This window comes from Sphingomonas sp., assembly GCF_035998645.1.
In the GTDB taxonomy this organism is placed as follows: domain Bacteria; phylum Pseudomonadota; class Alphaproteobacteria; order Sphingomonadales; family Sphingomonadaceae; genus Sphingomonas.
The window spans coordinates 422310-434478 of record NZ_DASYHL010000005.1 but is presented as its reverse complement, the minus strand read 5'-3'; the positions used below and the strand labels follow the sequence as shown (position 1 = coordinate 434478).

13 protein-coding genes and 1 tRNA gene are annotated in these 12169 nt (G+C 64.7%); 3 read left to right on the top strand and 11 right to left on the bottom strand.

The annotated features are described in order from the left end of the window. Positions 1 to 66: 66 nt before the first annotated feature. Positions 67 to 873, bottom strand: coding sequence for a glycoside hydrolase family 16 protein (locus VGN66_RS15730; RefSeq protein WP_327519749.1), 807 nt, complete (start codon positions 871 to 873; stop codon positions 67 to 69). A gap of 95 nt (positions 874 to 968) precedes the next feature. On the opposite strand from VGN66_RS15730, the gene VGN66_RS15725 reads away from it, so the two are divergent. Continuing rightward, on the top strand, positions 969 to 1484 hold the full coding sequence (locus tag VGN66_RS15725; protein WP_327519748.1) for a hypothetical protein: 516 nt from the start codon (positions 969 to 971) through the stop codon (positions 1482 to 1484). A 56-nt stretch (positions 1485 to 1540) separates the two neighbouring features. On the opposite strand, the gene clpX is transcribed toward VGN66_RS15725, so the two are convergent. Both clpX and VGN66_RS15715 read right to left on the bottom strand, forming a co-directional pair. Continuing rightward, a complete protein-coding gene (gene clpX, locus VGN66_RS15720; protein WP_224920046.1) occupies positions 1541 to 2809 on the bottom strand; it encodes an ATP-dependent Clp protease ATP-binding subunit ClpX in 1269 nt (422 codons plus the stop codon). A 109-nt stretch (positions 2810 to 2918) separates the two neighbouring features. Further along, positions 2919 to 3590 (bottom strand): ATP-dependent Clp protease proteolytic subunit, encoded by a 672-nt coding sequence (locus VGN66_RS15715; protein ID WP_224920045.1) that lies wholly within the window; start codon positions 3588 to 3590, stop codon positions 2919 to 2921. A 189-nt stretch (positions 3591 to 3779) separates the two neighbouring features. Here VGN66_RS15715 and VGN66_RS15710 point away from each other — a divergent pair, with 189 nt between their 5' ends. After that, positions 3780 to 4307, top strand: a complete 528-nt coding sequence (locus tag VGN66_RS15710) for a hypothetical protein (protein ID WP_327519747.1) — start codon at positions 3780 to 3782, stop codon at positions 4305 to 4307. Between the two features lie 7 nt (positions 4308 to 4314). On the opposite strand, the gene VGN66_RS15705 is transcribed toward VGN66_RS15710, so the two are convergent. From VGN66_RS15705 to VGN66_RS15680, 6 genes are all read right to left on the bottom strand, one after another. Continuing rightward, positions 4315 to 5244: a glycosyltransferase family 2 protein gene (locus VGN66_RS15705; RefSeq protein WP_327519746.1), complete on the bottom strand. Its 930-nt coding sequence runs from the start codon at positions 5242 to 5244 to the stop codon at positions 4315 to 4317. 149 nt (positions 5245 to 5393) lie between these two features. Continuing rightward, entirely contained in the window at positions 5394 to 7007 is a 1614-nt protein-coding gene (gene tig / locus VGN66_RS15700) for a trigger factor (RefSeq protein WP_327519745.1), read from the bottom strand. 69 nt (positions 7008 to 7076) lie between these two features. Continuing rightward, positions 7077 to 7161: transfer RNA gene (locus VGN66_RS15695), tRNA-Leu, on the bottom strand. Positions 7162 to 7267: 106 nt separating this feature from the next. Then, a complete protein-coding gene (locus VGN66_RS15690) occupies positions 7268 to 7666 on the bottom strand; it encodes a hypothetical protein (RefSeq protein WP_327519744.1) in 399 nt (132 codons plus the stop codon). Between the two features lie 50 nt (positions 7667 to 7716). Then, positions 7717 to 8337: a response regulator transcription factor gene (locus VGN66_RS15685; RefSeq protein WP_327519743.1), complete on the bottom strand. Its 621-nt coding sequence runs from the start codon at positions 8335 to 8337 to the stop codon at positions 7717 to 7719. Next, positions 8334 to 9830, bottom strand: a complete 1497-nt coding sequence (locus tag VGN66_RS15680; RefSeq protein WP_327519742.1) for a PAS domain S-box protein — start codon at positions 9828 to 9830, stop codon at positions 8334 to 8336. The genes VGN66_RS15685 and VGN66_RS15680 overlap by 4 nt, the downstream gene beginning before the upstream one ends. Before the next feature lie 130 nt (positions 9831 to 9960). Between VGN66_RS15680 and VGN66_RS15675 the strand changes: the two genes are divergently transcribed. Then, a complete protein-coding gene (locus VGN66_RS15675) occupies positions 9961 to 10614 on the top strand; it encodes an OmpW family protein (protein ID WP_327519741.1) in 654 nt (217 codons plus the stop codon). 60 nt (positions 10615 to 10674) lie between these two features. On the opposite strand, the gene VGN66_RS15670 is transcribed toward VGN66_RS15675, so the two are convergent. Together VGN66_RS15670 and VGN66_RS15665 are read right to left on the bottom strand one after the other, a co-directional pair. Further along, complete coding sequence (locus tag VGN66_RS15670) at positions 10675 to 11340, bottom strand: NAD(P)H-dependent oxidoreductase (RefSeq protein WP_224920037.1); 666 nt, start codon at positions 11338 to 11340, stop codon at positions 10675 to 10677. Between the two features lie 13 nt (positions 11341 to 11353). Beyond that, on the bottom strand, positions 11354 to 12157 hold the full coding sequence (locus VGN66_RS15665; RefSeq protein WP_327519740.1) for a universal stress protein: 804 nt from the start codon (positions 12155 to 12157) through the stop codon (positions 11354 to 11356). Positions 12158 to 12169: the final 12 nt, after the last annotated feature.

The window sequence follows — 12169 nt, the reverse complement described above, 5'->3', positions numbered from 1 at the left end:
AGCGTTAGGCCGGGTTAAGCAGTTGAAAACGAAATTGGTTAAAGCTGTGGATTATGCGGGTTTCGGTCATTTGCGCTGATAGACGCGGACATGGTCGATCTCGAACCGGATCGGAAAGATCGCGTCGTCGACCTCACCACCCATCGCCCCGCCGATCGCCAGGTTGAGCAGCAGATATTGCGGCTGATCGAACGGCCATTGCGCCGCGCCGCTCCCGGCATTGCGATAGCGATGATAAGCCTTGCCATCGACCGCGAAGCTGATCGCATCGGGCGTCCAGACGATCTGATAATCGTGAAATGCGGTGCAGGTGTCCTCGACCCGGATCTTGCCGCCATTGCCATAGGTGCCGGCGGTCGAACGGGTGTGGATCGTTCCGAACACGTCGCCCGGCGTCTTGCCGACATGCTCCATGATGTCGATCTCCCCCCCATCGGGCCAGTTGGCGGTGGCACCCAGCATCCAGATGGCGGGCCAGCTACCCTTGCCGCACGGCAGCTTCGCGCGCACCTCGATCATCCCATAGGTCCATTCCGCCTTACCCTTGGTGATCAGGCGCGCGGATGTGTAGCGCTGTCCGCCATGGTCGGGGCGGTCGGTGAGGGACTCGCGGCGCGCGGTGATGATGAGGCGGCCATTCTCGACCCGCGCATTCTCCGCCCGATCGGCCGCGTAATATTGCAGTTCGTTATTATACCAGCCGGCCTTGTTCGCGTGGGTGTCCCAGCTCCATTTCGTCGCGTCCGGCAACCCGTCGCGGTCGAACTCGTCCGCCCAGACGAGCTGATAGCGGGGCGCGGCAGGTTCGGCCTGTCCCGAGAGTGCGACCAGCGCGGCCATCAGCGATACGGTTCGGGTTGGGTGAAAGGACATGCGGCTGCTCCCCGGTTATTGGTCCTATATTGATTCTGTAGATGTAATGATGAATGATGCAATCTCAGGATCGAGAGGGGGAGCGGATGAGGACCATGATCGCACTATTGCTGCTCAGTGCAGCGACGCCCGTGATGGCGGGGCAATCCGCCAAGGAGCCTGTGGTGCTCAACGAACCGAGCGCCAACTGGGCCGTCCATGGGCCGGGACAGACGCATAAGGGGCGCAAGGATGCGGCCGTGCAGGGCGGCGGCGCGATGCGGGTGACCATCCCGGCCAAGCCGACCAACCCATGGGACATCGGCGCCTCATCGCCGATCAAGGGGGCCATCGCCAAGGGCGACCGGCTGGTCCTCGCATTCTGGGCGCGGCTTGCCGAGGGCGGCGCGGAGGGCCGGACGACGATCTCCGGAACGATCCAACAGGCGTCGGCGCCCTATGGCGCGATCGTCACCGGATCGGTCGAACTGACCGCCGAATGGAAGCTGGTGCATATCGAGGGCGTTGCTGCGGGCGACTATCCGGCCGGGGCGGCGAATGTCGCGCTGACGCTGGGCGGCGCCGCGCACACCATCGACCTTGGCCCGGTGTTCGTCCTCAAGAGCAGCTGAACGAAAACGGGCGCCGGTTGCCCGGCGCCCGTATCATTCGCGTGCAGGGTCGCTGATCAGGCGGCGCCGCCCGCCTTCTTCTTTTCGGCGGCATAGACGCGCACCGGATCCTTCGACCCCGCGACCACGTCCTTGTCGATCATCACTTCGTCCACCCCGTCCATGCCGGGCAGGTCGAACATGGTGTCGAGCAGAATGCCCTCAAGGATCGAGCGGAGGCCGCGTGCGCCGGTCTTGCGCTCGATCGCCTTTTTGGAGACCGAAACCAGCGCATCGTCGGTGAAGGAGAGCTTCACATTCTCCATCTCGAACAGCTTCTGATACTGTTTCACCAGCGCGTTCTTCGGCTCGGTCAGGATCTTGATCAGCGCATCGACGTCGAGATCCTCGAGCGTCGCAACCACCGGAAGGCGGCCGACGAATTCGGGGATCAGGCCGAACTTGAGCAGATCTTCCGGCTCGGTCTGGCGCAGCGTCTCACCCGTGCGGCGCTCCTCCGGCGCGGCGACATAGGCGCCGAAGCCGATCGACTTGCCCTGAAGGCGGTCACCGATAATCTTCTCAAGCCCGCTGAACGCACCCCCGCAGATGAACAGGATGTTGGTCGTGTCGACCTGCAGGAACTCCTGCTGCGGATGCTTGCGGCCGCCCTGCGGAGGAACCGACGCGGTGGTGCCTTCCATCAGCTTGAGCAGCGCCTGCTGAACGCCCTCACCGGACACGTCGCGGGTGATCGACGGGTTCTCCGCCTTGCGGCTGATCTTGTCGATCTCGTCGATATAGACGATGCCGCGCTGTGCCCGCTCGACGTTGTAATCCGACGCCTGGAGCAGCTTGAGGATGATGTTCTCGACATCCTCGCCGACATAGCCAGCTTCGGTCAGCGTGGTCGCGTCAGCCATCGTGAACGGCACGTCGAGGATGCGTGCGAGCGTCTGGGCAAGCAACGTCTTGCCGCAGCCGGTCGGGCCGACGAGCAGGATGTTGGACTTGCTCAGCTCGACATCGGCACCCTTGGCACCGTGGTTGAGCCGCTTGTAGTGGTTGTGCACCGCCACCGAGAGGACGCGCTTCGCCCGCTTCTGCCCGATGACATAATCGTCCAGCACGTCGCAGATTTCCTGCGGGGTCGGGACGCCACCGTCCTTCTTGCTGACCAGTGCCGACTTGGTCTCTTCACGAATGATATCGTTGCAGAGTTCAACGCACTCGTCGCAGATGAACACGGTGGGGCCAGCGATCAGCTTGCGCACTTCGTGCTGCGACTTGCCGCAGAACGAGCAGTAGAGCGTGCTTTTCGAATCGCCGCCGCTGAGCTTCGTCATTCAGTCTTCCTTTGCGTGCCGGGCCGATTACGCAGCCCGGCATCCTACACCCGGGACAGTTCCCGGCAATCCAATTTCGCCTGTTACCCCGGCAAGGGTGAGCGTCAGCTTAAGACGCCGCGCCGTCGGTGTCAGCCGGTTGCGGGCGCTTTTCGTACACTTCATCGACCAGGCCGAACGCCTTGGCCTCATCGGCCTCAAGGAAGGTGTCGCGATCCATCGCCGATTCGATCCGCTCCAGCGGCTGGCCGGTGTACTTGACGTACAGGCCGTTCATCCGATCCTTGATGCGCTGGATTTCCTTGGCCTGGATCTGGATGTCAGATGCCATGCCCTGCGCCCCGCCCGAAGGCTGGTGGATCATGATGCGTGCGTTGGTCAGCGCGACGCGCAGCCCCGGCTCACCCGCGGCGAGCAGGAAGCTGCCCATCGACGCGGCCTGGCCGATGCACACCGTGCCGACGCGCGGACGGATATACTGCATGGTGTCGTGGATCGCCATGCCGGCGGTCACCACGCCACCCGGCGAGTTGATGTACATCCAGATGTCCTTCTTCGGGTTCTCGGACTCGAGGAAGAGCAGCTGGGCGGTGATCAGCGAGGCCATATGGTCCTCAACCCCGCCGGTGATGAAGATGATCCGCTCGCGCAGCAGGCGCGAGAAGATGTCGAAGCTGCGCTCGCCACGGCTCGACTGTTCAATGACAATCGGCACCAGCGCATTGGTGATGGGGTCGCGCGTAAAGCCGTCGGGGGTCAGGTTACCGGCAAGGGGGTGCATGTGGGATGTTCTCGTCAAATCTGTTTTTGCCCAGCGACTACATCGGCGCTCGCATCGCGCGGCGCAAGGGGGGAAGAGGGTGAACGGGGGAGCGTGGGGGGCGCAGCAACCATTTCTGAACCCTTGTCTGTCACGGTCGATCCGAACCGGGAGTCGAAAGGGGCGCCGATGCGCCAGGATATGCGCACCATGATCGTTTTTGCCCTGCTCTACGCGGCATTCGCTGCCGTGGGGCTCGGGCCGCTGTTCGGTGCGGGTGGGTTCAACGATGCGACGTTTGGCATCGCGCTGGTCATTGCCATCGCATTGTTTCCCTTTACCGCCATCGTCCTGACGATGTTCTCCCACATCTTCCTCCGCGCACGCCGCGGGCGTGTCGCCGCCCCCGAAGTGGCGCGGCGCGCGGCTGAGCCGGCACCCGAGCGCGATCATTTCGACTTCGCCTTTGCCGCGTGGAACGGAATCGAGTCGTCCGAGGCAGTTGCCCGGCTGTCGCGTCGCCTGCATGCGCTCGATATCGCGCACCAGTTCACAGATGGTCAGATCAGCGTTAGCGAGGGGGAGGTCCGCTGGAAGGTCGCGCCCGTCGTCGGTGCGCTGCGGATCGCTGGCTGGGTCGAAGCGCCGAACCGCGAAACGCGCGCGATGATCGAGGCGGCGGTCGAGGAATTCCTGATCGACGAACTGGGCATCGCGCTGGAAAAGCTGGCGGCGTGACGTTCCGCTAGAGGTTCGCCGGGGATGGCTGCGCCAGATACGCCAGCCGCCGCATTTCCCGCCGGCCACGCACCACGGTATCGAGGATCAACCCCGCAAAGCTGCTGAGCGCCGCCAGAATCACGAGGCCAGTCGCGAGGATCGCGGTCGGGAAGCGCGGGACCAGCCCGGTTTCCATATAGGTCACCACCAGCGGCACGGCGAGCAACACCGCCAGCGCCGACAGCGCCACCGCGACGATGCCAAAGAACAGGATCGGCTTTTCGATCCGGTACAGCGTCAAAATGGTCCGCGCGATCCGCGCGCCGTCGCGATAGGTCGACAGCTTCGACGCCGAGCCCTCGGGTCGTGCGAGATAGCGGGTCTCCACCTCCCCCACCGGCATCTTGAGTTCGAGCGCGTGGACGCTGATCTCGGTCTCGATCTCGAACCCGGCGGACAGCACCGGGAAGCTCTTCACGAAGCGCCGTGAAAACACCCGATAGCCCGAGAAAATGTCGGTAAAGCTGCGCCCGAACAACCGCGCGAGCAGCCCGGTCATCGCGCGATTGCCGAGCACATGGCCGCGGCGATAGGCGTCGGCGGCTTCATGGATGCGGGTACCAACGACCATGTCGAGCCCCTCGCCTAGCATCTTCGCGATCATCGCCGGCGCGGCGGTTGCGTCATAGGTCGCGTCGCCATCGGCCATGACATAGATGTCGGCATCGACATCGGCGAACATGCGACGCACGACATTGCCCTTGCCTTGCATCCGCTCGGTACGGACGATCGCCCCCGCCGCACGCGCGACTTCGACCGTCCGGTCGGCGCTGTTGTTGTCATAGACATAGATCGCGGCAACAGGGAGCGCCGCGCGGAAACCCGCGACCGTCTGCGCGATCGCGGCTTCCTCGTTATAGCAGGGCAGGATTACTGCGATGCGCGGCTCGGTCACGCCATTCCCCACTACGTCACCCCGGACTTGTTCCGGGGTCCACCGGGAGGCTGAGCGGATCGCGAGAGCCTCTAGCGCTCAGTGTGCGGCACCGTGGACCCCGGCACAACCCGTTAAGGGCGGGCCGGGGTCCCGATGAGTCAGCGGATTCAATCCGCCTTCTTCTTCGCAGGAGCCTTCTTCTTCGGCGCTTCAGCCTCCGCGTCGTCAGCCTTGGCGGCCTTCTTGGCCGGGGCCTTCTTCGCAGGCGCTTCGGCGTCCTCGGCCGGAGCCTCTTCCGCCTTGGCCTTCGCCTTCTTCGCCGGCTTCACGTCTTCGGCAGCGGGCTCAGCGGCGGGCTCGTCGGCCTTCTTCGCCTTGGCCTTCTTCGCGGGCTTGTGGTCGTGATCATGGTCGTGGTTGCAGTCCGGGCCATGGACGTGCGGCACCGCGCCTTCCTCGCTCTCGATCGCAGCTTCCAGCTCCTCGCGGGTCACTTCGCGCTCGCTGATTTCGGCGGTGCCGAACAGGAAGTCGACGACCTTGTCCTCATAGAGCGGGGCGCGCAGCTGGGCGGCGGCCATCGGCTCCTGCTGGATATACTGGAAGAAGCGCTGCTGGTCTTCCGGGCGATACTGCTGTGCCGCCTGAGCGATCAGGCGGTTCATTTCCGCCTGGGTCACTTCAACGCCATTCGCCTGGCCGATTTCCGACAGCAACAGGCCAAGGCGCACGCGGCGCTCGGCAATAGCGCGGTAATCGCCGACTTCCTTTTCGAGATCGGCCTTCGCCGCTTCGGGATCTTCCTCATGGCCGGCTTCGTGCTGAAGCTGCGCCCAGATCTGCTGGAACTCGGCTTCGACCATCGACGGCGGGACCGGGAAGTCATGGCCAGCGGCGAGCTGATCGAGCAGCTTGCGCTTCATGTACGTGCGCGTGAGGCCGCCGGTCTCATTCTCCATCTGGCCGCGCAGGATGCCGCGCAGCTGATCGAGGCTCTCAAGGCCGAGATTCTTGGCAAGGTCTTCGTCGACCTTCACTTCGCCCGAAACCTTCACCGCGGTGATCTTGAGGTCGAACGTCGCCGGCTTGCCGGCCAGCGTGTCGACGCCGTAATCCTCGGGGAAGTTCACTTCGATCTGCTTTTCATCGCCAGCCTTCACGCCGACGATTTGGTCCTCGAAGCCCGGGATCAGACGGCCCGAGCCGATTTCGATCGCCATGCCCTCGCCGGTGCCGCCATCAAATGCGACGCCGTCGACCTTGCCGACGAAATCCATCGTGACCTGGTCGCCCTGCTTCGCCTTATAGCTAGCCTTGGCGTCTTCCCATGACTTTTGCTGACCGGCGATCTGCATGATCTGCGCATCGACCGCTTCGTCGCTGACCGGGACGATCAGACGCTCAAGCTTCAGGCCGTCGATCGACGGGGTGGGAACGTCGGGCAGGACTTCCAGCTCGACCTTCACCTCGGCGTCGCTGCCCGGAGCGAATTCGCCCTCGAGGCTCACCGACGGCTGCATCGCAGGACGCAGCTTGTGCTCGGCGATCAGCTTCTGCACGCCTTCCTGAATCGTCGTGTTCAGCGCGTCCTGGGTCAGCGCCTCACCGTGCATCTTGCGGACCAGGTTGGTCGGCACCTTGCCGGGGCGGAAGCCGGGCATGCGAATCTGCGGGGCCACGCGCTTCACTTCGGCATCGACGCGGCTGTCGATATCCTTGGCGGTGATTTTCAGGGTGTAGGCGCGCTTGAGGCCTTCGTTCAACGTCTCAACGGTCTGCATTCTAACGGGCTTCCTGCTCTGGAAGTGGAATCGGTATCGCGGCATCCACCATGCGCGCCGGGCGGAAACTGGTGCGGGCGAAGGGACTCGAACCCCCACATCTTTCGATACTGGTACCTAAAACCAGCGCGTCTACCAGTTCCGCCACGCCCGCATTCAGGACACCGCAGGTCGGGCGCGTCTATAGCAATGCAGGTGCCGGGGGCAAGGGCGATGCCGTTTATGGTGCAGAATCCCGCAAAAGCCGGGTCGAAACCCCGCTAAACCGGCCCCGAAAGGCCAATCCGCCACGCGTGCGGCGCGACCGGATGGGCCAGGATCAGGTCGCGGGGGCCGATCATCAACCCGTCACGCTCGGGCACGGCGGCCGCATCGGCGATCACCGCGAGCCGCCCGCGCCACCCGCGAAACCGCAGCCGCCCGACCGCAGCCAGGCTCTCGACGCCCGCGCGCACCGATATGATCAGCCAGTCCGCCTCAACCGCCTTGGGATCCTCGGCCAGCGTCGCGGCGCTGTCATAGGAGCGGACCCGATGGCGCTGCCCCGACAGCATCAGATACAGCGCCCGGCGCGACACATCGTCCGGATCGACCAGCGCGATCGCCAGTGCGGCGTCGACTTCATGTCCAGCAGAGGGATTGGGGGCAGGCTGATCCATTTGGACGCAACATGCCGCGCCCGCCCGCGCTTCGCCTTCCGGAAATATCCTTAGTTGTCGACGCTGAGCCCCGCCGCAAAGGCGATGCGCAGCGCTTCGGACAGGCTCCGCACCTCCAGCTTGGTCATCAGGTTGGCGCGATGCACCTCGACCGTGCGCGGCGAGATGCCCAGGTCATAGGCGATCGTCTTGTTCGGATTGCCGGCGACCAGCCCGCGCAGCACGTCACGCTCGCGAGCGGTCAGCGCAGCGATTCGCACCGCGGCCTCCTGCCCTTCCACCTCGGCATTGCCGGCGCGGCCGAGCCGTTCAAACCCGCGATCAAGCGCCGCGAGCAAAAGTGACTTTTCAAACGGCTTTTCGAGGAAGTCGAGCGCGCCCTGCTTCATCGCGGTCACGGCGGTTACGACGTCGCCATGGCCGGTCAGCACGATCACCGGGAGCGCGATGCCGCGCGCGTTCAGTTCGCGCTGGACCTCCAGCCCGTCCATCTCCGGCATGCGGATATCCAGCAGGATGCACCCGGGGTCGGGATGCCGCGCCTCCCGGAGGAATTCCACACCCGAGGAATAGGCACGGACGTCATAGCCCGAGGTCTTGAGCAGGAAGCTCGCCGAACGCCGCACGGCATCCTCGTCGTCGATCAGGTGGATCAGCGGCTTGTCGCTCATTCTTGGGTCTCCGCACTGGGAATGGTGAACCACAGGATCGTGCCGCCACCGGGACGTGGATCGGCGGCGATGCGCCCGCCATGTGCCTCGACGATCGTGCGGCAGATGGACAGGCCAAGGCCAAGGCCGTCGGGCTTGCTGGTGTTAAAAGCGTCGAACAGGCGCGGGCGGATCGCCGGGTCGATGCCGGGGCCGGTATCGCTGACCTCGACCCGGATCATGCCGTCGGGCTGGACGCGGGTGGCAATAGTGACGTCGCGCACCGGCATGTCCGCCAGCGCCTCGACCGCGTTTCGGATCAGATTGACCAGTACCTGCTGGATCTGGACCCGATCGACCAGCGCGAGGCGGGCATCGGGGTCGAGGTCCTTGAGGCCCCTCACCCCCCGCTCCCGCGCCCCGGTCATCGCGAGCCGGGTCGCGTCTTCGACCATCTGGGGCAGCGATTCGACGCGCTTCTCGACCTCGCCACGCGCGACGAACTCGCGCAGGCGGCGCACGATATTGCCTGCCCGCAGCGCCTCATTTGCCGATTCGGAAACCGCCTCGCCCAGCAACTCAAGGTCCGGCTCGCCCGCCGCGATCAGGTCTCGCGTCGCTTCCATATAGTTCGCAATCGCGGTCAGCGGCTGGTTGAGCTCATGCGCCAGCGTCGATGCCATCGTGCCCATCGCCGACACGCGCGAGACATGGACGAGTTCGGATTGCAGCTCCTTCATCTGCAGCTCGGCGCGCTGGCGTTCGGACAGGTCGCGGATGAAGCCGGTGAAGATGCGGTGCCCGGCGCTGCGGGCTTCGCCGACCGCGAGCTCCATCGGAAACTCGCTGCCATCGCGCCGCTTGCCGACCACGATGCGACCGATGCCGATGATCCGCCGCTCTCCGGTCCGGCAATAATGGTCGATATAGTCGTCGTGCCGCAGACGATCGCCATCGGGCATCATCATCGCGATGTTCCTGCCGACGACCTCCGCCTCAGCATAGCCGAACAGCCGTTCCGCCGCCGCGCTGAACGACAGCATCTGGCCGCGCTCGTCGATCACGATCATCGCATCGGGCACGGTCGCCAGGATCGAGCGGAGGTGCAACTCGCTCCGCGCGACCGCGGCTTCGGCGGCCTTGCGGTCGGTAATGTCCTCGATCGTCCCGCCAAAGCCGAGCAATGTGCCATCGTCGTCGCGCAGTGCGATGATCCGGGCATCCGCGGCGAACTCGGTCGCATCCTGCCGCCGCCGCCACCCTTCCTCGGCATAGCGACCATAGGTCACGGCGCGGTCGAGATCGTCGCGCGGCTTGCCGGCCGCGGCGTCGGCCTGTGAATAGAGCATCGCGACCGATTGCCCGACCGCAGCGCTGGCGGGATAGCCGAGCAGGATCTGCGCGCCGGGATTCCAGCTGCGGATAGTCCCGTCCGGATCGACCAGAAACTGCGCGCGATCGAGGTCGCTCGCGATGAACCGCGCGGCTAGCTTCTCGACATTGTCGCCGCTCATTTCCATTCCCCGCCTATGCCCCCGGCATCCGGGCAAAACCCATTGGGAAAACTACCAATGCAGTCGCGCGCCGCAATATCCGATGCCGCCGCCGCGCACCCATCGCGCAGATCGTATCGGGGAACTACCCATGAAAACCACCCATGTCCTCATCGGTGTGCTGGCCTGTGCGGCCGGTGTGCAGCCTGCAATCGCCAAGGAAGGCGATTTCCTTGTACGCGGTCGCGCCATCCTCGTCGCCCCGACCGAAAGCTCCGGCCCGGTGACCCCCGGCTTCCCTGGCAGCGAAGTCGGTGTCAGCAACAGCGTGATGCCGGAAGTCGATTTCACCTATATGCTGACCGACAATATCGGCGCGGAGCTGATCCTGGCGACGACCAAGCATGACGCGCAGGGCCGCGGCACGCTGTCGGGCTTTGACGAACTGGCCAGCACCTGGGTGCTGCCGCCGACGCTGACGCTGCAATATCATTTTGCGCCCGAAGCGAAGGTCCGCCCCTATGTCGGCGCAGGGGTGAACTACACCATCTTCTATTCGACCAAGGCGAGTGACGCGCTGGTGACCGCAATCGGCGCTACCGATGTCGAGTTGGACGACAGCTTCGGCTATGCGCTTCAAGCCGGGATCGACATCGACCTCAATGACAAGATGTTCCTCAACCTCGACGTCAAATATATCGACATGGACACCACCGCGCGGCTGCGCACCGGCGCGGTGACCAACACCGCGCGGGTCAGCATCGATCCAATCGTTGCCGGCGTCGGCGTCGGCTTTCGCTTCTAATGCAAGAAAGGGCGGCGAACCGGTTGGTTTGCCGCCCTTTTCTATTCTATTGATCCGGACCTAAACATTGGGTTCAAGCAGCAGCTTGGGCGGAAGATCGCCATAGCGCAGCACCGTCGCCCGCTCGCGCGCGGTTTGGCGGACGATCGACAGATGCTCCGCGACGAACCGCGCGTCGAGCCCCGGCACCACCGCATCGAAATGGACATGGTGGCAATCGGCAAGGCCGAAAGCGCGGGTCAGATAGGTGTCGAACGCCTGTTTGAGCGCGAGCCACTGTCCCCGCTCCTCCAGCCAGGGCCGCGTCGCTGCCGAGGTCGAGAAGATGATCAGGCGCTTGCCGCGCAGCACCGGGTTGGGCAGATGCGCCTTCAGCTCCTCGGGCGAGAAATCCGCGCCCATCACCCGATCGACATAGCCCTTGATCATCGCCGGCGGCATGCCGAACCAGATCGGATAGACGAGGACGATCGCGCTGGCGCCTTCGATTTGCGCGAGCGAAGTTGCGACATCGGGGCGCGGTTTGAAGCCGGGTCCGGGCAGTTCGTCGCGGCGGAGCAGCGGATCGAAGTTGCGCGCGTAAAGGTCGTCGACCTCGACCACCTGATGCAGGCTTTCGACCTCTTGCCGATAGGCGCGGACGATCGCGTGATTGAAGCTGTCGAGGCCGGGATGTCCAAGGACGACCAGGTGGCGCAGGCTTGCGGGATCGCGAGGCTCGGTCATCGGCGCTGCTCCTTCACTGCGCGAGGAAGACGGGATAGGGGCTGTTGTGCAGCAGGTCGCGTGTGACCCCGCCGAACAGCGTCTCGATCAGACGCGAATGGCCAAAGCCGCCCATCACGATCAGCGCAGGCTCGATCCGCAACGCCTGGGCTAGGATCTGCTGGCCGATGCGACCGGATTCGGCCTGTACGGCCATGATTTCCGGGCGGATGCCGTGGCGCGAGAGGTAGCTCGCCGCCAGTTCGGGCGGGTGCTTGATCGACCCGCGATCGATGCTGAGAATCCGCACTTCGCGAGCGAGCGCGAGGATCGGGATGGCGGCACGCAGCGCCGCGTCGGATTCGTCCGATCCATCCCACGCCACCAGCGCGGTTCCCTGAAGCGCGATCCCGCGCGTGGCGCTCGGCACCGCCAGCACCGGGCGGTTGAGGCGGAGCATCGACGCGACCACGCCATCCATGTCGCCGCCGGGAAATCCGTCGAACACGGTGTTGATGACGACAAGATCGGTCAGCGCGGTATGGCTGGCGAGACAGGAGGCAACGTCGCCCATGCACTCGGCAAGGGTCCAGGGGGCATCCTCGATCAACAGCCGCGCCTTGATCCGGGCGCGGTTATCGTCCTGCACCGCGAGTTCTTCGCTGATGTAGCTGGCGAGCGTCGTCGGCCCGATGACCGGGTCCTCCGCGATCGGGGGCATTGCGGTCACGTCGATCGCGATGAGGTGCCCATGGAGCCCGCGTACCAGGTCGAGCGCGGCCTGAAGCCGCGACTCCTGGCCGGCATCGGCGTGAATCAGTACGGCAACATTCTTCACAGCCCGTCTCCC

Bases quoted from the DNA above. Each gene is read 5' to 3' on its own strand.
- VGN66_RS15730 (WP_327519749.1), bottom strand. From the start codon at position 873: ATGTCCTTTCACCCAACCCGAACCGTATCGCTGATGGCCGCGCTGGTC.
- VGN66_RS15725 (WP_327519748.1), top strand. From the start codon at position 969: ATGATCGCACTATTGCTGCTCAGTGCAGCGACGCCCGTGATGGCGGGG.
- clpX (WP_224920046.1), bottom strand. From the start codon at position 2,809: ATGACGAAGCTCAGCGGCGGCGATTCGAAAAGCACGCTCTACTGCTCG.
- VGN66_RS15715 (WP_224920045.1), bottom strand. From the start codon at position 3,590: ATGCACCCCCTTGCCGGTAACCTGACCCCCGACGGCTTTACGCGCGAC.
- VGN66_RS15710 (WP_327519747.1), top strand. From the start codon at position 3,780: ATGATCGTTTTTGCCCTGCTCTACGCGGCATTCGCTGCCGTGGGGCTC.
- tig (WP_327519745.1), bottom strand. From the start codon at position 7,007: ATGCAGACCGTTGAGACGTTGAACGAAGGCCTCAAGCGCGCCTACACC.
- VGN66_RS15690 (WP_327519744.1), bottom strand. From the start codon at position 7,666: ATGGATCAGCCTGCCCCCAATCCCTCTGCTGGACATGAAGTCGACGCC.
- VGN66_RS15685 (WP_327519743.1), bottom strand. From the start codon at position 8,337: ATGAGCGACAAGCCGCTGATCCACCTGATCGACGACGAGGATGCCGTG.
- VGN66_RS15680 (WP_327519742.1), bottom strand. From the start codon at position 9,830: ATGAGCGGCGACAATGTCGAGAAGCTAGCCGCGCGGTTCATCGCGAGC.
- VGN66_RS15675 (WP_327519741.1), top strand. From the start codon at position 9,961: ATGAAAACCACCCATGTCCTCATCGGTGTGCTGGCCTGTGCGGCCGGT.
- VGN66_RS15670 (WP_224920037.1), bottom strand. From the start codon at position 11,340: ATGACCGAGCCTCGCGATCCCGCAAGCCTGCGCCACCTGGTCGTCCTT.